The sequence below is a fragment of the Paracoccus alkanivorans genome, from assembly GCF_003697785.1.
GTDB lineage: Bacteria > Pseudomonadota > Alphaproteobacteria > Rhodobacterales > Rhodobacteraceae > Paracoccus > Paracoccus alkanivorans.
Window position 1 is genome coordinate 103,907 of record NZ_QOKZ01000004.1, and the last position, 17,199, is coordinate 121,105.

The 17,199-nt window shown below is 60.3% G+C and carries 18 protein-coding genes and 1 riboswitch; of the genes, 5 read left to right on the forward strand and 13 right to left on the reverse strand.

Annotated elements, in window-relative coordinates; all coding sequences use genetic code 11:
- Positions 1–6: 6 nt before the first annotated feature.
- From C9E81_RS11670 to C9E81_RS11680, 3 genes are all read left to right on the forward strand, one after another.
- Positions 7–1,359: a sigma-54-dependent transcriptional regulator gene (locus C9E81_RS11670; RefSeq protein WP_122112533.1), complete on the forward strand. Its 1,353-nt coding sequence runs from the start codon at positions 7–9 to the stop codon at positions 1,357–1,359.
- 3 nt (positions 1,360–1,362) lie between these two features.
- Entirely contained in the window at positions 1,363–3,336 is a 1,974-nt protein-coding gene (locus C9E81_RS11675; RefSeq protein ID WP_122112534.1) for a sensor histidine kinase, read from the forward strand.
- Positions 3,337–3,564: 228 nt separating this feature from the next.
- Positions 3,565–5,283 (forward strand): OFA family MFS transporter, encoded by a 1,719-nt coding sequence (locus C9E81_RS11680; protein WP_122112535.1) that lies wholly within the window; start codon positions 3,565–3,567, stop codon positions 5,281–5,283.
- A 16-nt stretch (positions 5,284–5,299) separates the two neighbouring features.
- On the opposite strand, the gene bluB is transcribed toward C9E81_RS11680, so the two are convergent.
- From bluB to C9E81_RS11705, 5 genes are all read right to left on the reverse strand, one after another.
- Positions 5,300–5,995 carry a 5,6-dimethylbenzimidazole synthase gene (bluB, locus tag C9E81_RS11685; RefSeq protein ID WP_122112536.1) on the reverse strand — a complete coding sequence of 232 codons (696 nt, stop codon included), beginning with the start codon at positions 5,993–5,995 and terminating at the stop codon, positions 5,300–5,302.
- Between the two features lie 53 nt (positions 5,996–6,048).
- A riboswitch (cobalamin riboswitch) is annotated at positions 6,049–6,235 on the reverse strand.
- A 181-nt stretch (positions 6,236–6,416) separates the two neighbouring features.
- Positions 6,417–6,596: a hypothetical protein gene (locus tag C9E81_RS11690; protein ID WP_122112537.1), complete on the reverse strand. Its 180-nt coding sequence runs from the start codon at positions 6,594–6,596 to the stop codon at positions 6,417–6,419.
- The gene (locus tag C9E81_RS11695; protein ID WP_243698626.1) at positions 6,593–7,087 is read right to left on the reverse strand and encodes a flavin reductase family protein; all 495 of its coding nucleotides are present in this window, start codon (positions 7,085–7,087) and stop codon (positions 6,593–6,595) included. Before C9E81_RS11695 ends, C9E81_RS11690 begins: the two co-directional genes overlap by 4 nt.
- Before the next feature lie 25 nt (positions 7,088–7,112).
- Complete coding sequence (locus C9E81_RS11700) at positions 7,113–8,006, reverse strand: aldo/keto reductase (RefSeq protein ID WP_122112539.1); 894 nt, start codon at positions 8,004–8,006, stop codon at positions 7,113–7,115.
- Positions 8,006–9,163, reverse strand: coding sequence for an LLM class flavin-dependent oxidoreductase (locus tag C9E81_RS11705; RefSeq protein ID WP_122112540.1), 1,158 nt, complete (start codon positions 9,161–9,163; stop codon positions 8,006–8,008). Before C9E81_RS11705 ends, C9E81_RS11700 begins: the two co-directional genes overlap by 1 nt.
- An 87-nt stretch (positions 9,164–9,250) precedes the next feature.
- Between C9E81_RS11705 and C9E81_RS11710 the strand changes: the two genes are divergently transcribed.
- On the forward strand, positions 9,251–9,952 hold the full coding sequence (locus C9E81_RS11710; protein ID WP_122112541.1) for a GntR family transcriptional regulator: 702 nt from the start codon (positions 9,251–9,253) through the stop codon (positions 9,950–9,952).
- A 7-nt stretch (positions 9,953–9,959) separates the two neighbouring features.
- Complete coding sequence (locus C9E81_RS11715) at positions 9,960–11,090, forward strand: Gfo/Idh/MocA family protein (protein WP_122112542.1); 1,131 nt, start codon at positions 9,960–9,962, stop codon at positions 11,088–11,090.
- Between the two features lie 173 nt (positions 11,091–11,263).
- On the opposite strand, the gene C9E81_RS11720 is transcribed toward C9E81_RS11715, so the two are convergent.
- The 8 genes from C9E81_RS11720 to C9E81_RS11755 form a co-directional block, all read right to left on the reverse strand.
- Positions 11,264–11,473 carry a hypothetical protein gene (locus tag C9E81_RS11720; RefSeq protein ID WP_122112543.1) on the reverse strand — a complete coding sequence of 70 codons (210 nt, stop codon included), beginning with the start codon at positions 11,471–11,473 and terminating at the stop codon, positions 11,264–11,266.
- 85 nt (positions 11,474–11,558) lie between these two features.
- A complete protein-coding gene (locus C9E81_RS11725; RefSeq protein ID WP_122112544.1) occupies positions 11,559–11,969 on the reverse strand; it encodes an SRPBCC family protein in 411 nt (136 codons plus the stop codon).
- Positions 11,966–12,295 carry an ArsR/SmtB family transcription factor gene (locus C9E81_RS11730; RefSeq protein WP_208021161.1) on the reverse strand — a complete coding sequence of 110 codons (330 nt, stop codon included), beginning with the start codon at positions 12,293–12,295 and terminating at the stop codon, positions 11,966–11,968. The genes C9E81_RS11725 and C9E81_RS11730 overlap by 4 nt, the downstream gene beginning before the upstream one ends.
- Positions 12,296–12,410: 115 nt before the next feature.
- Positions 12,411–13,541 (reverse strand): Gfo/Idh/MocA family protein, encoded by a 1,131-nt coding sequence (locus tag C9E81_RS11735; RefSeq protein ID WP_122112545.1) that lies wholly within the window; start codon positions 13,539–13,541, stop codon positions 12,411–12,413.
- Between the two features lies 1 nt (position 13,542).
- Positions 13,543–14,295: a sugar phosphate isomerase/epimerase family protein gene (locus C9E81_RS11740; RefSeq protein WP_122112546.1), complete on the reverse strand. Its 753-nt coding sequence runs from the start codon at positions 14,293–14,295 to the stop codon at positions 13,543–13,545.
- 17 nt (positions 14,296–14,312) lie between these two features.
- Complete coding sequence (locus C9E81_RS11745; RefSeq protein ID WP_243698627.1) at positions 14,313–15,401, reverse strand: ABC transporter ATP-binding protein; 1,089 nt, start codon at positions 15,399–15,401, stop codon at positions 14,313–14,315.
- Positions 15,402–15,404: 3 nt separating this feature from the next.
- Positions 15,405–16,301, reverse strand: coding sequence for a carbohydrate ABC transporter permease (locus C9E81_RS11750; RefSeq protein WP_243698628.1), 897 nt, complete (start codon positions 16,299–16,301; stop codon positions 15,405–15,407).
- On the reverse strand, positions 16,294–17,196 hold the full coding sequence (locus C9E81_RS11755; RefSeq protein WP_122112547.1) for a carbohydrate ABC transporter permease: 903 nt from the start codon (positions 17,194–17,196) through the stop codon (positions 16,294–16,296). Before C9E81_RS11755 ends, C9E81_RS11750 begins: the two co-directional genes overlap by 8 nt.
- Positions 17,197–17,199 lie beyond the last annotated feature (3 nt).

A 17,199-nucleotide genomic window follows, 5' to 3' on the forward strand; every position in this document is an offset into this window, starting at 1 on the left:
CCTCGGATGAATGGCGATGATCTGCGACTGACCGGACATCTCGCGCGCGCCAGCCTGCTGGTGGTGGATGATGAGCCGGGGATGCGGAATTTCCTGGTCAAGACGCTGACGCCGCACTGTCTTTTCGTGGCCGAGGCCGGGAACACCAATGAGGCCGAAGCGCAGCTTGCCCGCCGGCATTTCGACGTCATGATCCTTGACAACATGATGCCGGGCAAACGCGGTCTCGACTGGCTGGCCGAGCAACGCGGCAAGGGCGGCTTCACGGATACGATCATGGTCACCGCCTATGCCGATCTGGAAACGGCGATCGAGGCAATGCGGGCGGGTGCCTCGGATTTCGTGCTGAAGCCCTTCCGCTCCAACCAGTTGCTCAACGCGGTTGGGCGCTGCATCCAGATGGCGCAGCTCCGGCGCGAGAACATGCTGCTTCGGCGCGAACTGGACGGGCAGGATATCGGCCAGCAACGGCGGGAACTGATCGGATCTTCGGCTGCCATCGCTGCCACGCGTGACATGCTGGCCCGTATTCGCGATGTCACCACGCCGATTCTGATCACGGGCGCATCAGGCACCGGCAAGGAGGTCGCGGCGCGGCATATGCACGGCACATCGCAACGCGCGGCTGCGCCGTTCGTGCCGATCAACTGTTCGGCCATTCCCGCAGAGATGATCGAAAGCGAGCTATTCGGCCATGTCGCCGGCGCCTTTCCGGGCGCTTCGGCCGCGCGCGAGGGGCTGTTGCCCTCCGCTCAGGGAGGAACGGTTTTTCTCGACGATGTCGCCGGACTCAGCTCCTCCGCACAATCGGCATTGCGGCGGGTGCTGGAGGACGGAACCGTGCGCCCTGTCGGCGCCGAACGTGAGATGCAGCTGGATTTGCGCTTTGTTCTCGCCACCAGCAAGAACCTGGCCCAGGAGGTTGCCGAGGGCCGTTTCCGCGAGGACCTGTTCTTTCGCATCAATGTGATCGAATTGCGCATGCCGAATTTGGCAGAGCGAGAGCAGGATATCATCGAACTAGCAAAGCTGTTCCTGCGCGAAATCGCGGCCCGCCTTGGCCTGCCGCCGCTTGAAATCGATGGCCCAACCCGCGCCGCGCTGCTGCGCCATGACTGGCCCGGCAATATACGGGAATTGCGAAACTTCATCGAACGGTCGTTGATATTTGGCCGGTTCCCGCTGGAAACCCTGTCTCCCTCGGGCGATCGGGACGAGATCGAGCCGCTGGCGCATGTCGAGCGCCGCGAGATCCTGCGGGCGCTCGACGCGACCGGCGGCAACCGCTCGGAGGCGGCACGGCGGCTGGGCGTTTCGCGCAAGACCATCGACCGGAAATGCGCGGCATGGGGGCTGTGAAGCATGCCGGACTCGGGGCCACTGCGCTTTTTCCGCTCGGTTCGCGTTCGTCTGCTGGTCATCGCCCTGTTGCCGATGCTGGTGCTTTTCCCGGTCATGCTGGGCGGTGCAATGCTGCGCTGGTCGAACAAGATGGACAATCTGCTGATCGTCAAGGTGAACAGCGACCTGACCATCGCCGATCAGTATCTGCAGCACCTGCTGGAAAACTCCGTCGAGCAGCTTGATGCACTGGCACGTTCCGTCGCCTTCGAAGAGGCTTTGGGTTCAGTTGCTCTCGATGCCTTCATCGCCGCCCAGAAAGCGCGGCTGGGGCTCGATTTCCTGTATCTGACGGATGGCGGCACCTTGCCCCGGGGCTTTGCCCCCGGCAACTGGCCAGTGATACGCGATGCGCTGTCTGGCCGGTCACGCAGCGCCATCGATATCCTCGGCCCGGACCAACTAGAGGCACTCTCCGAGGGAATGGCGGAACGTGCCACGATCCGGCTTGTGCCTACCCGCGCAGCTATGCCGACCGAGCGCAAGACGGAAGACCGCGGCATGATCATTCATTCCGCCGCACCGGTCACCATGCCCGACGGCTCGCGCCGCGCATTGGTCGGAGGGGTTCTGCTGAACCGTAATCTCGATTTCATCGACACGATCAATGCGCTGGTCTATCGAGAACGGTCCCTGCCCGAGGGCAGCCAGGGCACGGCGACACTGTTTCTGGACGATGTGCGCATTTCCACCAATGTCCGGCTGTTCGAGAATCTGCGCGCCCTCGGCACGCGCGTCTCTGCCGAGGTGCGTCAACGGGTACTGGGCGACGGCGCCACATGGCTGGACCGCGCCTTTGTGGTTAACGATTGGTATATTTCCGCCTATCAGCCCATCAGCGACAGCAAGGGCAATAATGTCGGCATGCTGTATGTCGGATTTCTCGAAGCTCCGTTTCAGCGGCAGAAAACCAATACGGTCGCGGCACTGTCGCTGATCTTCCTGTTCGTCGCCGGCATCTCGGTCCCGATCTTCCTGCGATGGGCTGGACGGATCTTCCGCCCGCTTGAGGGAATGACCCAGACCATCACCGAAGTGGAGGCCGGCAACCTGGATGCCCGGAACCGGCAGCAGGGCGAAAGCGGGGAAATCGCGCAGGTGGCACGACATCTCGATGGGCTGCTCGACGCCTTGCAGGAGCGTGACCGGCAGTTGCGGGACTGGGGCGAAAGCCTGGAGCAGAAGGTCGAGGAACGCACCCGCGACCTGCAAGAGGCCAACAGCAAGCTGGAGCGCGCGACCGAACGGCTGATCATGTCCGAGAAACTGGCGGCAGTGGGCGAGATCACCGCCGGGGTCGCGCATGAAATCAACAATCCCATCGCGGTAATCCAGGGCAATCTGGATGTCGCGCGCGATCTGCTGAAAAAAGACGCGAAAAAGGTGGAAACGGAGTTCCGGCTGATTGACGACCAAATCTATCGCATCGGGGTGATCGTCTCGAAGCTGCTGCAATTCGCGCGCCCGGCCGAATATTCCGGCGCCGCCAACCTGATCGTTCCGGCCGAGATTGCACGCGACTGCCTGGTCCTGACCCGCCAGCAGATCGAGAAGGCTCGGATCGAGACCCGAACGGACTTCACATCAACCCGCACCGTGTTGATGGAGAGGACCGAGCTTCAGCAGGTGATCGTCAACCTCATACTCAACGCCGTTCACGCCATGCCGGAAGGGGGCAGCCTTGCATTGAGTGTGCTGGACCAAAGCGGGAATGTCGTGATCCGGATCGAGGATACCGGTTCGGGCATTCCGCCAGAGACGCTGAAGCGCATCTTCGATCCGTTCTTCACCACCAAGCAGGCACAGGGCACCGGGCTTGGCCTGTCCATCAGTCAGCAGCTGATCGGACGGGCCGGCGGACGAATCAGCGCCAGTTCAGAGCCGGGTAAGGGCAGCCGCTTCGATATTATCCTGCCGATGGCCGGAAATTCCTGAAAAGGACAAAATGTCCCAAACCTGCGCCGGGCTTTCTCCGGGTCATGGACGAAATGTCCCGATTGCGGCCACACAATCCTTGCACAAAGGACAAGATGCAAATAACTAATTGAATTTATTATATAAAAATATTGACCGCCTGTCGGTGTCGCGCCATTATCCGCCTCGCATACGGGGGGCAAGCGCCGGGAAAAACCGGCGCAAAACCCAACCAACGGAGGAGATATCATGAACAACGCCAAGCCCGGCGGCGCATTGGGATTCCTGAGAAAGGAAAACATCGTCGCCAAGCCCGGTTTCAACCGCTGGCTGGTGCCACCGGCATCGATTGCCATCCACCTTTGCATCGGCTCGGTCTATGCGTGGTCGGTGTTCAACCCGGCCCTCTCGCGCGAGATCGGTATCGTAGGTGCCGCCGCCGATGACTGGAGCCTGTCTTCGATCGTCTGGATTTTCTCGGTGGCTATCGTCTTTCTGGGCCTGGCCGCTGCTTTCGCGGGCAAATGGCTGGAAGAGGTTGGCCCGCGCATGGTCGGAGTCGTCGCGGCGTTCCTGTGGGGTGGCGGCTTCATTATCGGCTCGATCGGTATTTCGCTGCATCAACTCTGGCTGATCTATCTCGGCTATGGCGTCCTGGGTGGCTGCGGGCTGGGGCTGGGATATGTCTCGCCGGTCTCGACTTTGCTGCGCTGGTTCCCCGACCGCCGCGGCATGGCGACGGGCATGGCCATCATGGGCTTTGGCGGTGGCGCGATGATTGCCGCGCCGGTCAAGGACTGGCTGCTGTCGATCCATGCCAGGGCGCCCGAATATCTCGGCACCGAAGGCGCGGTAAAGGTGATCACCGAGGGCGGCCGCCGTTTCGCCGAAACCGCTGCCGGCAAGGTCGAAGTGATCGTCGCCTCGGCGAACCAGGCCGCCGCCTATGGTGGCGAGGCGGGCATCTATGTCGTTGGCACGGGCGACACCGGTGCGTCAGCCACCTTCATGACGCTTGGGATCGTCTATTTCTGCGTCATGATCGTCGCATCCTTCATGTATCGCGTCCCGCCCGAGAACTGGAAACCCGAAGGGTGGGAACCTAAAGAACAGACCAACCGCATGGTCACGCGCGAGCATGTTCATATCGACCAGGCGCTGAAGACGCCGCAATTCTGGCAGATGTGGCTGATGCTGTGCTTTAACGTCACCGCCGGGATTGGGGTGATCGGCGTCGCCAAGACGATGATGACCGAGATCTACGGCACCACCATGCCCGGCATCGTCACCGCGGCCTTCGCCTCGACCTATGTGCTGATGATCTCGGTCTTCAACATGTGCGGGCGGTTCTTCTGGGCCTCGACCTCGGATTACATCGGCCGCAAGATGACCTATCACTGCTTCTTCGTACTCGGCACGCTGCTGTATCTGTCGATTCCGTTCTTCGCCTCGGCAGGCGCCGAGAGCCCGAATGTGATCTACCTGGTCGGCTTCTATGTCGCGACGATGATCATCTTCTCGATGTATGGCGGTGGGTTTGCGACCATCCCGGCCTATCTGGCGGACATGTTCGGCACCATGCATGTAGGCGGCATCCATGGCAGACTGCTGACGGCATGGTCGGCGGCGGGCGTCTTGGGGCCGCTGGCCATCACCTCGCTGCGGGACATGTCGGTGGGCAAGGCCATCGAAGACCTGACAGGCAGGATCGATCCGGCGGCATTCGCCGAGAAATTCGGCGCCCCGATCGATCAACTCGATCAGCTTGTCGCAGCCAAGACGGTGACTGTCGCCAAGCTGATGGAGATCGCCCCCGAAGGCACCATTGATCCGACTCCAAGCCTTTACAACACCACGATGTATTGCATGGCCGGGCTGTTGGTTATCGCCTTCTTCGCCAACCTGTTCCTGCGTCCTGTGAACGAACGCCATCATTACCGGGAAATGGCAGCGCAACCCGCTGAATGAAGTGACCAGGCCCGGCTCAGGCCGGGCCGTTTCGCCGCCTTGCACCCCATCTGTCCCGGAAAACCAGATTATCCAGGGGCAGACGAGACGCCCAACCCCGTGCCTGCAGTTCCGGTTCGTCATAAAGTTCCGTTACATGACCAAGGCAAAGATAGGCGACAGGGACCACGTGATCCGGAAGTTGCAGGATGGACCGCAGATCCTCCTCCTCGAAGATACTAACCCAACCCAGGCCGATCCCCTCGGCCCGCGCCGCAAGCCAGAGATTCTGCACTGCGCAAACCGTCGAATAGATGTCCGTGTCGCGATTATGTGTCCGTCCAAGAACAACCTCGCCGCCCCGCGAACGATCGCAGGTAACGCAAATATTGATCGGCGCTTCGGAAATGCCCTCAAGCTTGAGCGTGGAATAAAGCGCCCGCCGTTCTGTCGGAAACAATGCCGCAGCCGTGTCGTTGGCCCGTCTGAAAGCCTCCCTTATGCGGGACTTGGCTGACGCGTCCTCGATCACGATGAAGTTCCATGGTTGCATCAACCCCACCGAGGGAGCGTGATGCGCCGCATGCAGCAGCCTATGCAACACCTCTTCGGAAATCGGATCGGGCCGAAACTGGCCGCGAACATCGCGGCGCGTATGGATGGCACGATAAACCGCCTCTCGCTCGTTATCGGAAAACCTGCCCGCAGGCACGGGGCTGACGGGTTGCGGCATGACAATCTCCCCTGTCTCGGCAACATCGGCGACCTCCCGCTATCCACACGGGAAAGGATCTATCTTGCCTGGCCGGTCTTCTGACTCGGCTTCACCTGATGCGGCGCCTTCCCGACCACAGGGTCAGTGGCTATTGCCGCATCATCCACCTTACAGCGTTGGGCACGTCACGGAATTGCACCGTGTTCCCGATTCTCCTGCCCCGTCGGGGAGCATGGCACCAGACGAATGAAGTTTATGAAACCCGCCAGGTCGGGACAAGCCCCGCAATCGCCACCTTCAAGGCCGGGAATCGATCATCTGTTCGCGCAGAAACTCATGCTGAATTACACGGATGGGACTGAACACGGGATCGGGTAACCCATGCGCGGATCCCCTCACGGGTTTGACTGGTTGGTATTTACCCCAATTGCCACCGCGGCTACCGGATATCGGCGGCCCGCGCGGCATTGATCTCTTCCCCGGCCAATGCAACCGCCTCGGTTAGGGTGTTGAATGCCCCTTCACCACCACCGACGTTCGGCTTGAACCATTCGTAAATGGGCCGGACCGCCTCTGCCCATGCCGGCCCGCCGGTATCGGCCCGAACGCCCGGTCTCAATTCCGGCGCAAGAATTCGCCCAAGCTTCCCCGGTAGAAAAGCAGCGGCGCGCCGTCGGTCGTCGTCGCGCGCGTCACCTCTCCCACGACGATCATGTGATCGCCCCCCTCATAAGTCGCCCGACGCCTGCATTCGAAGCGCGACAGGCAGCCTTCGATCAGCGGCACGCCATTTTCGTTCCGGACCCAGTCCAGCTTGTCGAAAGCATAGGCCGATCTGGCGAAACCGTGGCAGATTTGCTCCTGCCTGTGCGACAGGACGTGAATTGCGAAATACTCTGCCGCCTGGAAATGCGCGAACCGCCGCGATGCCTTCGCGGGCGACCAAAGCACCAGCGGCGGCTCCAGCGAGACCGAGGCGAAGCTGTTGGCGGTGATCCCGACCGGCCCATCCTCCGATCCGGCCGTCACCACAGTGATCCCGGTGCCGAAGCGTCCAAGCGCATCCCGGAATTCGCGGCTGTTTTCTGGCGATGGAGTGAAACTACGCATGGCTTGCATCATATCCCGCGCTCCCTCAAGGGACATCATGGCCATTGGCAAGGCTGTAAAGCTCGAACCAGGTTTCGCGATCGATCGTGATATCCATCGCCGCGGACAGCGCCTTGATCCGGTCAAGATTGTTCGTTCCCAGCACCGGGATGATGCGCGCCGGATGACGCAGCAGCCATGCGATGGCGATCGCAGCCTCATCTACCCCTGCCTGTCGGGCGAGTTCCGACAGCCGGGCACGCAGCACCCCGTGTTCGCCGCCGAACAGGGCGCCGCCGCCAAGGGGCGACCATGCCATGGGTGGAATGCCGCGCTCTTGCATGAAGGCTACGTCGCCATTGCGGAACGGACTGCTTTCCAAAAGGCTCAGTTCGACCTGGTTGGTCACCAACTTGGTCTGCATGGCCGATTGCAACAGGGTCCAGTCATGCAGTTTGAAATTCGAAACGCCAATGGCCCGCACCTTGCCGCTGGCCACCAGCCCGTCCAACGCGGCGCCGGTTTCGTGATGATCCATCAGCGGGTCGGGACGATGGATCAGAAGCAGGTCGATCCGCTCGATATTCATCTCGGCCAGCGAGCGGTCCACCGAAGCCTCGATATGTGCGCGGCTGGTATCGTAATGCTTCGCGCGCCGGTTCGGGAACCTGTCCGAAAGCAGGGCGATATCGCATTTGGTCACGATCTCCATCCGGTCGCGCAGGAACGGCGCGGCTTTCAACGCCCGGCCCAGAACGATCTGGCTTTCATAATCGCCATAGATATCCGCCTGATCGAAACTGGTGATCCCCTGATCAAGGCAGGCCTCGATCTTGGCCTGAACATGCCTTTCTCCGGTATCCGCGTCATCGGCCAGCCGCCACATGCCATAGACGATGCGGCTGAGTTCCAGATCCCCGTTGAGGCTGATACGTTCCATTACCGGCGCTCTCCAATCCCAAGCGGTGTTTCAGGCGCGCTGTCCGGCACCCGGCCATATTCATGCGGCAGCGAGCAGGTCCGCACATGCGGCAGGACCAGACGGCCGAAATACTCGCATTCGTTAATATGCGGATAGCCCGAGAAAATGAAGGCCCGGATACCCATTTTGCGATATTCCTCCAACTCGCTCAACACCTGATCGGCTGACCCGACCAGCGCCGCGCCGCAACCCGAGCGGGCCCGCCCCACCCCCGTCCAAAGATGCGGCTCGATGAATCCCTCCATATCCGCAAGTTCACGATTCCGGGCCTGGTGCGCTACCCCGAGAGAGGTCGCGTCCAGCGCGCGGGCCCGGATCGCCTCGCCTTTCTCGTCATCCAGTTTCGAGACCAGTTCCCGCGCATATTCGCGCGCCTCGGCCTCGGTTTCGCGGACGATCACATGGCAGCGCAGCCCGTAATCCAGCGTGCGGTCATACCTCTCGGCCACAGCGTTGACGGCCCTCATCCGGCCTGCAAGCTCTTCCTTGGTTTCGGGCCACATCAGGTAAACGTCGCAATGCTGCCCGCAAAGTTCCAGTGCCGGGGGACTGTAGCCGCCGAAATACAGCAACGGGCCGCCATTCTGCTGATAGGGCTTGGCCGGGTCGGTGGGAATGCCCTCGAAATCGTAGATCTCGCCTTTGTAGGTGATCTGGTCCCGCGTCCATGCCTGCTTCAGGATCTCGACCACCTCGCGCGAGCGCTGATAGCGATAGGCGCTCTCGGCCTTCTCGCCCGGAAAATCCGAGCTGATGATATTCACCGTCAGCCGTCCCTTCAGCATGTGGTCCAGCGTCGCAATGGTCCGCGCCAGCATGATCGGCTGCATCTCGCCGCAACGCACAGCCGCCAGCAGGTTGATCCGGTCGGTGATCGGTGCGCAGCCGGCAACGAAACTCAGCGTGTCCTGCCCGACCTGGTAAGAGGACGGGCACAGGATATTGCGGAATCCCTGCGATTCGGCGGCCCTGACGATGTCCGAGCAATGTTCCCAACTGGAGCGCAACGCGCCGTCAGGCACCCCGAGATAACGGTAGTCATCTGAACAAAGCGCGGAAAACCACGACACTTCAGCCGCTTGCAGCTCCGGTGAGGTTATCGGGACGATACTCATTCCTTGCGCTCCCTGGATGAAATTTTCCCTTGCGTAGCAGGCCCGATGATGTAGATCAATAGTGTATCAATTTTTGCCGCAGGACAAATGGAAACCCATTCCGCCCTTCCCCTCTATCTGCAGCTCAGCGAGCTTCTTGCCCGCGACATCGCCGCCGGGCATCTGCTCGACGGGGAAAAGCTGCCGCCCGAGCGTGAAATGGCGGCGAAGCTGGGAACCTCGGTCGGAACACTGCGCAAGGCGCTGGCCGAACTGACGAGACAGGGGCTGCTCGAACGGCGGCAGGGGTCGGGGAACTATGTCTGCGCCAAGGCACCCGCACAGAATATCTATGCGTTCTTCAGGATAGAATTGCTGCGAGGCGGCGGCCTGCCCCATGCCACGCTGCTATCGGTGGAACGCGTCCGCAAGCCCGCCGGTCTGCCCGATTTCGGAACCTCGGAGGAAGGGCATCGTATCCGGCGCTTGCGGTATCTGAACGACAGCCCCTGCGTGCTGGAGGAAATCTGGCTCGACGGCAGCTATGCCGAGCGCATCGCGCCCCGCGACCTGTCCGAATCGCTTTATCTCTTTTATCGCGAGGAACTGAACCTTTGGATCGCGCATGTCGAAGACAGCGTGACCATCGCCCGGGTGCCCGATTGGAAGCCGGACGGGTTCGAGCCCGCGATCGGTTCGGCCACCGGCTATTTCGAACGCATCGGTTATGCGCAGGACAATCGGCGCGCGGAATTTTCGCGGAACTGGTTTGACACGACCAAGGCGCGATATGTCGCGCGGATAAGATAGGATCACGATGACTCGGACGGTGAATTACGGGATGATCGGCTGCGGCATGATGGGACGCGAGCATCTGCGGAACATCAGGTTGCTGCCGGATACGCGGATTGCGGCGATCTACGAGCCGGACAGCGACATGAGGCATGCCGCCGCCGGGATCGCCCCCGAAGCCAGGCTGATCGATTCGGTCGAGGCCCTACTGGACACCGAGGCGCTGGATTGCGTCGTCATTGCTTCCCCAAATCTGGCGCATGTCGGACAGTTGGAACAGCTTGCGCGCTACCGTCCCCTGCCGGTTCTGGTCGAAAAGCCCTTGTTTACCCGATCCGAGGATCAGTCCCGCCTAGGAAAGCTGATGAACAGCTATCCCGCGCCGATCTGGGTGGCGATGGAATATCGCTACATGCCCCCCATCGCACGCTTCCTCGATCGGCTCGACCAGGCGACGGGCGGGTTGAAAATGCTGACCATACGCGAGCACCGCTTTCCTTTCCTGCACAAGGTCGGCGCCTGGAACCGCTTCAATCACAGTTCCGGGGGCACGCTGGTCGAGAAATGCTGCCACTTCTTCGACCTGATGCGGCTCGCGATCCGCTCCGAGCCCGTCCGGGTGATGGCCAGTGCCGGACAGGCGGTCAATCATCGCGACGAGATATATGACGGGAAGACTCCGGATATCTGGGACAACGCCTATGTCATCGTCGATTTCGCCAATGGGGCGCGGGCAATGCTGGAACTGTGCATGTTCGCCGAAGGTGCGCGTTACCAGGAGGAAATTTCGGCCGTCGGGCCATCCGGCAAGATCGAGGCGTTCGTTCCCGGTCCAGGACGCTTCTGGCCCGAGCATCTGGGCGCACCGCCCATCGCCCAACTGATCGAAAGTCCGCGCGCACCGATGGGGCCGATTGTCCATGAAATCCCAGTTGACCCGGCCTTGCTCGCGGCAGGTGATCACAACGGATCGACCTTCTACCAGCATCAGAAATTCAAGGCAGCCGTATTGGGACAACAGCCCGTCGAAGTAACGGTCGAGGATGGTATGAAAGCCGTATTGATGGGGCTTGCGGCGCAGGAATCCGCCATAAGCGGCTCTGCCATCGAACTGGATTTGAATATCAGAACGGCGCTTGCGGAGTTCTGTTCCTGACGCCGGGAGTGCCGGCAGGCGTGTCCGCAAATCCTCAACAATGAGATCAGGAAGATCGTCATGACTGATCGCCGGATTAGATGGCTCGCCCGGTTGTCATGGGCCTCTGAACCTGTGCAAACGCCGAAGCAGTCGAATACCTGCCCGGCAAAGACCGAAACAGGATTTGTGGGTCAACGGTCACGCGACTTCGAGACGTAAGGCAAAGCGAACAGATACAAGCCGGTAAGCAACATCAGAGCGAGCGGAAACAGCGGCAGGAAATACACCCATTCCGCAGGCTGTTTTCCCAGTCCCAACGCCGCGAAGATCGCGACGACGATCACCGTAAAAACAATGGAAAGCCAACGGTGGGTTTGCCGAATCCATTTGTTCCAGTTCATCGAAAAATTCCTTTACCAATAAGCCATAACCATCCCGGTGGTGCCGCTTGGCCGATCCGGATATGCTTGATGCCACGATCCGGAATTAGTCCATTCGCGCCAGAACCTGCTCGATGGCATCAAAATGCCGCGGCCATCCCATCCGGGCCCCTTGATAATAGCGCGGCTGATCCGGCTTGAACCCTGTCTGTTCCATGCGCAACCGGGTTCCTCCATCGGTCGGAGTCAGGGTCCATGTCACGACACTTTCAAGATCTCCCGAGTCCCAGCTATAGGACAAGGTCCTGTCCTGCTCGATCGTTCGGATTGTGCAATCGACATTGCCCCAATCTCCACGCAACTGGAACCGGTGGTCCGGAACAGGCTCGAAATCATTCTTCATCAGCCATTCCTCGATAAGATGCGGCTGCGTCAGTGCACGCCAGATCTTGTTCGGCGGGTGAGGGAAATCCCGCTCGATCGTGACAGAGCGCGCTTCGGTCGGAGTATCATTCATTGGTCCATCCTTTTCAGAAGGTATTCGAGATCGTCGAACCGGCGCTCCCAGAAGCCGGTCATCCGGTTCGTCCAATCGATCAGCGGAGAAAGCGCTTCAGGCTGAACGCTGTAATACGTTTGCCGCCCCTCGGGGCGGCCCCGCACCAGTCCCGCCTGCTTGAGGGCGCGCAAATGCTTCGACACCACCGGCTGCGACACCCCGGCCGGAGCCGTCAGGGCGCTGACCGTCGCCTCGCCCTCGCGGCAAAGCTGTTCGAAAATGGCCCGCCGGGTCGGATCGGCAAGCGCCCTGAAAATCGCATCCTGAACGTTCGGCAGTTCCATGGATATATACCCCACTGGCTATGATTAACTCATAGCCAGTGGGGTATTGATAAGTCAACCGGAAATCGTGCCGCTATGACTTCCAAGCCCGAGCACGATCCCGAAACATCAGCACCTAACGCAGCAAGGCTCGGGCGGCATCCGGCCCCATCGCATCGGGACGGCGGCATGTCGTGGCCAGCGTAATCCAATCGCCGCTGTCACCCGCCCTGAGGATCGAGGTCATTACGTCGATCACATGCAACGCACGCGACTGATCGCACAGGAAATCCCCACCATCGCAAATGGCCCGGGCCATATCGGCAAGCCCGGCGGCACGATAATTCGCCCTGTCTCCGTTCTCATGGGGTTGGTTCGGAACACCGAACGGATGGCCCCATGGCTCAACAGCAGCCAAGGTTCCGCCACGCCGGGCGATCTCCAGCCTGCCACCGAAGAAATTCGGATCGGGCAGGATCAGGCTGCCTTCACTGCCATAGATCTCCATATTGCCGTGCTTGTGAGCATGCACGTCCCATGAAGCGCCCAATGTCACCATCGCTCCGGACTCGAATTGCAGTAAAGCATGTATTGTCGTGGGGGTCTTGACCGAGATCCGTTCCCCCGCGCGAGGCTCGGAGGTGATCAGCCGCTCTTCGCTTGCCTTCCCGGCAAGCGCCGTGACCCTGGCCACCGGCCCCATCAGGTTGACGAAATTGGCGATGTAATAGGGGCCAAGATCCAGGATCGGGCCACCGCCCGGCAAAAAGAAGAAATCCGGGTTTGGATGCCAATGCTCCATTCCGGGCGACATGACATGCGCGGTGGCGCTGTGCACATGGCCGATCTCTCCGGCATCGATCAACGCCCGCGCCTGCTGATGCGAACCCCCAAGGAAGGTATCGGGCGCGGAACCGACGCGAAGGCCCTTTGTGGCAGCGATCTCTGCCAGTTTCCTGCCCTCATCGACCGACAGGACAAAGGGCTTTTCGGAATAGACATGCTTGCCCGCCTGCAGCGCGGCTTTCGATACATCAAAATGCGCGGCGGGAACGGTCAGGTTGACGATGATGTCGATTTCGGGATCGGCCAGCATCTCTTCGGGTGTAAAAGCCTTGACCTGCCATTCCTTGCCCGCCTTCGCCGCCGCGTCAGCGTTCAGATCGGCAACCGCCGTGATCCGGATGCCCTTGAACAGCGGGGACAGTTCGAAATAGGTTTTCGAGATATTCCCGGCACCCATGATGCCAATATTCAGTTCGCTCATGTCACCCACCCAGCCTGGCATGAAACGCCGCGCCGGCCTTGGCGAAGCGTTCGTCATCGGAAGGGTTGTCATGCTCCATCACGAAGATTCGGGCGCGAGTGTTCTCCAACGCCTTGTAAAGCGCGGCCCAATCCAGCGTCCCGGAACCCGGATCGGCCCACCCGTCCTCGTCGAGTTTCTCGCCTTCAGGGGCGATATCCTTGACATGCGCGGCGGTGATCCGCTGCGCGTGTTTTTCAAGCCATTCGAAAGGATCACCACCGCCACGGACAATCCAGGCGATATCGGCCTCCCATTCGAGATCGGGACCTCCGTCGAGAATGGCCTGCATGGGAACGGTGCCGTCGGCCTCAGCCTTGAATTCAAAATCGTGGTTATGCCAGCCAAAGCCAAGACCGGCCTCACGCAATGGCGTCCCGGCGCGGCTCAGGCGGGCTCCGAATTCGCGCCAGCCCAAAGCATCTTTCGGACGCTGATCGGGCTGGATGAAGGGCACGTAATAGGTCCGGATGCCAAGCCGCCCGGCCAGATCGACGAAACGCGCCGGATCGCTTTCGAGATCGGTGAGGTTGATATGGGCACTCGGCGCGCGCAATCCGTTCGCCTCTACCGCCCGCTGAAGCGTATCGGGATCGTCGAACAACCCGCCGAACGGCTCGACCGCCTCATAGCCAAGTTGGGCCAGCATCGCGCAAGTCTGCTCGAGCCCGGCAAAATTTCGGGAGGAATATAGCTGATAGGAGAGAACAGGCATTCGTCGTTCCTTGCGGTTCAGAGTCGAAGTTCACTTTGCGGATCGAAAAGCGATGCGCGGGCGATATCGAAGGACAGGCTCAGCCTGGTGCCTTCGGGATAATGGGTATCGTCAGGGGTGCGGAGCGCGAAACGCTGGCCATCCAGCCGCAGATAGATGATGCTTTCCGCGCCCATATGCTCCTGAAGCTCGACGATGGCCTCGATGCCGGCTTCGGAGCTGCCGGTGTCAAAATCGGTATGTTCAGGCCGGATACCAAGGATCGCGACACCGTCGCGGGGGGCGCCATCATATCTGTCAAGGTTGATAGCGCGGCCATTGAAACGGAATTGCCCGCCCGCGATTTCGCCGGAGATGAAATTCATTGACGGAGAACCGATAAAGCCGGCGACATAGAGATTGACCGGCTTTCGGTAGATCTCCTCCGGGCTGGCGAATTGCTGGATGACGCCATCGCGCAGCAGGGCGATGCGATCGGCCAGCGTCATCGCTTCGATCTGGTCATGGGTGACATAGACCATCGTATTGCCAAGGGTTTCATGCAGCCGCTTGATCTCGACCCGCAATTCCGCCCGCAGCTTGGCGTCGAGATTGGACAGCGGCTCATCGAACAGGAACAGATCGACATCGCGCACCAGTGCCCGCCCGATCGCGACCCGCTGACGCTGCCCGCCGGACAGCGCCGCAGGTTTACGGTCCAGGTAATCCTCGATCTGCAGGATTCCGGCTGCCCGGCCGATGCGCTTCGCGATCTCATCACGGGGCAGCCGCGCGTTCTTGAGGCCGAATGCCAGATTTCCGCGGACGCTCATCTGCGGATAAAGCGCATAGGACTGGAAGACCATGCCGATGCCGCGATCCTTGGGCTCGTCCCATGTGACGTTTCTGCCGTTGATGAATATCTGCCCGTCGGAAACGTCGAGCAGCCCGGCGATGCAGTTCAGGATGGTTGACTTGCCCGAGCCGGAACCGCCCAGCAGGACGATGAATTCGCCCTGCCGGATGTCCATGTTGACATCCTTCAGGACCTGAACGGCACCGAAGGACAGTTGCAAGCCCTTGATGGACAGGGATGTTTCGGTTGCACTTTGCGTTTGATCCATCATGACTTATCCTTTCACGGCACCGGCGGCGATACCGCGCACAAAGAGCCGTCCAGAGACGAAATAGATGAGAAGCGGGACCAGGCCGGTCAGGATGGTCGCGGCCATGTTCACGTTGTATTCCCTGACGCCCGTCGTGGTATTGACGATGTTGTTGAGTTGCACCGTCATCGGGTAGTATTCCGGCTTGGTATAGACGACACCAAACAGGAAATCGTTCCAGATTCCGGTGACTTGCAGGATCACCGCGACCACGAAGATCGGCAGCGACAAGGGCAGCATGATCCGGAAATAGATCCCCCAGAACCCGGTGCCATCGACGCGTGCAGCCTTGAACAGCTCGTCCGGCAGGGTTGCGAAATAGTTGCGGAACAACAATGTCAGGATCGGCATTCCGAACACGGTATGGACAAGGACGAGACCGGTCAGAGAGCCATAAAGCCCAAGCTCACGCAGCAGGATCACCATCGGGTAGATCATCACCTGATATGGGATGAAGGCGCCGATCATCAGGACGGCAAAGAAGAACTCGGCCCCCTTGAACTTCCAGTTGGCAAGCGCATAGCCATTGATCGAGGCGATCAGGATCGACAGGAGAACCGACGGAACGGTGATGCGCACCGAATTCCAGAACCCACGTTGCAATCCGTCGCAATTCAGACCAGTGCAGGCTTCGGCCCATGCCTTGACCCATGGCTGGAACGTCGCCTCGACCGGGGGCGAGAATATATTTCCTAGCCTGATCTCGGGAAGCCCCTTCAGCGAGGTCATCACCATGACGTAAAGCGGCACGAGATAATACAGCGCGACCACGATCAGCGTGCCATAGATCATGATGTTCCGGCCCGAGAGCCGGCGGCGCGGTTTCGGACCCCGCGGGCCATCAAATGCGATATCAGCCACGCTTCCTGCCTCCGAATTCAAGATAGGCCCAGGGAATGATGATGATTGCCACCGTCACCAGCATCATCGTCGAGGCCGCGAAACCCTGGCCGAGATTCTGATTGAGGAACATCTGGTCATAGACGTATTTCGCGGGCACTTCGGACGAAATACCCGGCCCGCCATTGGTTTGCGCGACGACCAGATCATAAACCTTGACGATCCCCGCCGTGACGATCACCAGCGCAGTGACAAAGACCGGGCGCAGCATCGGGACAATGACGAAAAGATAGGTCTTCCATGCCGGCACGCCGTCTATTCTGGTCGCCTTCCAGATCTCCTCGTCAATGCCTCGCAGCCCCGCAAGCAGCAGGACCATCACAAAGCCCGTACCCTGCCAAAGAGCGGCAATCACGACACCGAACATGACGATCTTGCCGTTGTTGAGCGGATCGAACGTGAAGCTCTCCCAGCCAGCCGCCCTGACGATCGACTGAAAGCCGAAATCGGGGTTCAGGATCCATTGCCAGACAACACCGGTGACGACGAAACTGAGTGCGAAAGGATACAGCAGGATCGTGCGGAACACGCCTTCAAAGCGGATTTTCTGATCGAGCAGACAAGCAAGCACGAACCCGATCACGAAGGAAAAGATCAGCATGCAGGCGCCAAAAACGACGAGGTTCTGGATCGAGATCAGCCATTTGGTATTGCTCCACAACCGCTCGTATTGGATCAGCCCGACGAAATCGAGGCGCGGCAGAAGACCGGATTTGGTAAAGGAGTAGACCACCGTCCACAGCGAGAACCCGACAAAGACCACCATCGCGGTCAGGATCATCGGAATGGCGGCGATCTTTGCGTTGAGATTCCGGAAAAGCCGGGATGGACGTCCGGAGCCGTTGGCTTTGGCCATGAA

Excerpts from the sequence above, each read along its gene's own strand:
- C9E81_RS11735 (WP_122112545.1), bottom strand. The coding sequence starts at position 13,541 with ATGAGCGAACTGAATATTGGCATCATGGGTGCCGGGAATATCTCGAAA.
- C9E81_RS11695 (WP_243698626.1), bottom strand. The coding sequence starts at position 7,087 with ATGCGTAGTTTCACTCCATCGCCAGAAAACAGCCGCGAATTCCGGGAT.
- C9E81_RS11720 (WP_122112543.1), bottom strand. The coding sequence starts at position 11,473 with ATGAACTGGAACAAATGGATTCGGCAAACCCACCGTTGGCTTTCCATT.
- C9E81_RS11705 (WP_122112540.1), bottom strand. The coding sequence starts at position 9,163 with ATGAGTATCGTCCCGATAACCTCACCGGAGCTGCAAGCGGCTGAAGTG.
- C9E81_RS11680 (WP_122112535.1), top strand. The coding sequence starts at position 3,565 with ATGAACAACGCCAAGCCCGGCGGCGCATTGGGATTCCTGAGAAAGGAA.
- C9E81_RS11670 (WP_122112533.1), top strand. The coding sequence starts at position 7 with ATGAATGGCGATGATCTGCGACTGACCGGACATCTCGCGCGCGCCAGC.
- C9E81_RS11675 (WP_122112534.1), top strand. The coding sequence starts at position 1,363 with ATGCCGGACTCGGGGCCACTGCGCTTTTTCCGCTCGGTTCGCGTTCGT.
- C9E81_RS11740 (WP_122112546.1), bottom strand. The coding sequence starts at position 14,295 with ATGCCTGTTCTCTCCTATCAGCTATATTCCTCCCGAAATTTTGCCGGG.
- C9E81_RS11745 (WP_243698627.1), bottom strand. The coding sequence starts at position 15,401 with ATGATGGATCAAACGCAAAGTGCAACCGAAACATCCCTGTCCATCAAG.
- C9E81_RS11700 (WP_122112539.1), bottom strand. The coding sequence starts at position 8,006 with ATGGAACGTATCAGCCTCAACGGGGATCTGGAACTCAGCCGCATCGTC.
- C9E81_RS11755 (WP_122112547.1), bottom strand. The coding sequence starts at position 17,196 with ATGGCCAAAGCCAACGGCTCCGGACGTCCATCCCGGCTTTTCCGGAAT.
- C9E81_RS11730 (WP_208021161.1), bottom strand. The coding sequence starts at position 12,295 with ATGGAACTGCCGAACGTTCAGGATGCGATTTTCAGGGCGCTTGCCGAT.
- C9E81_RS11725 (WP_122112544.1), bottom strand. The coding sequence starts at position 11,969 with ATGAATGATACTCCGACCGAAGCGCGCTCTGTCACGATCGAGCGGGAT.
- C9E81_RS11715 (WP_122112542.1), top strand. The coding sequence starts at position 9,960 with ATGACTCGGACGGTGAATTACGGGATGATCGGCTGCGGCATGATGGGA.
- C9E81_RS11710 (WP_122112541.1), top strand. The coding sequence starts at position 9,251 with ATGGAAACCCATTCCGCCCTTCCCCTCTATCTGCAGCTCAGCGAGCTT.
- bluB (WP_122112536.1), bottom strand. The coding sequence starts at position 5,995 with ATGCCGCAACCCGTCAGCCCCGTGCCTGCGGGCAGGTTTTCCGATAAC.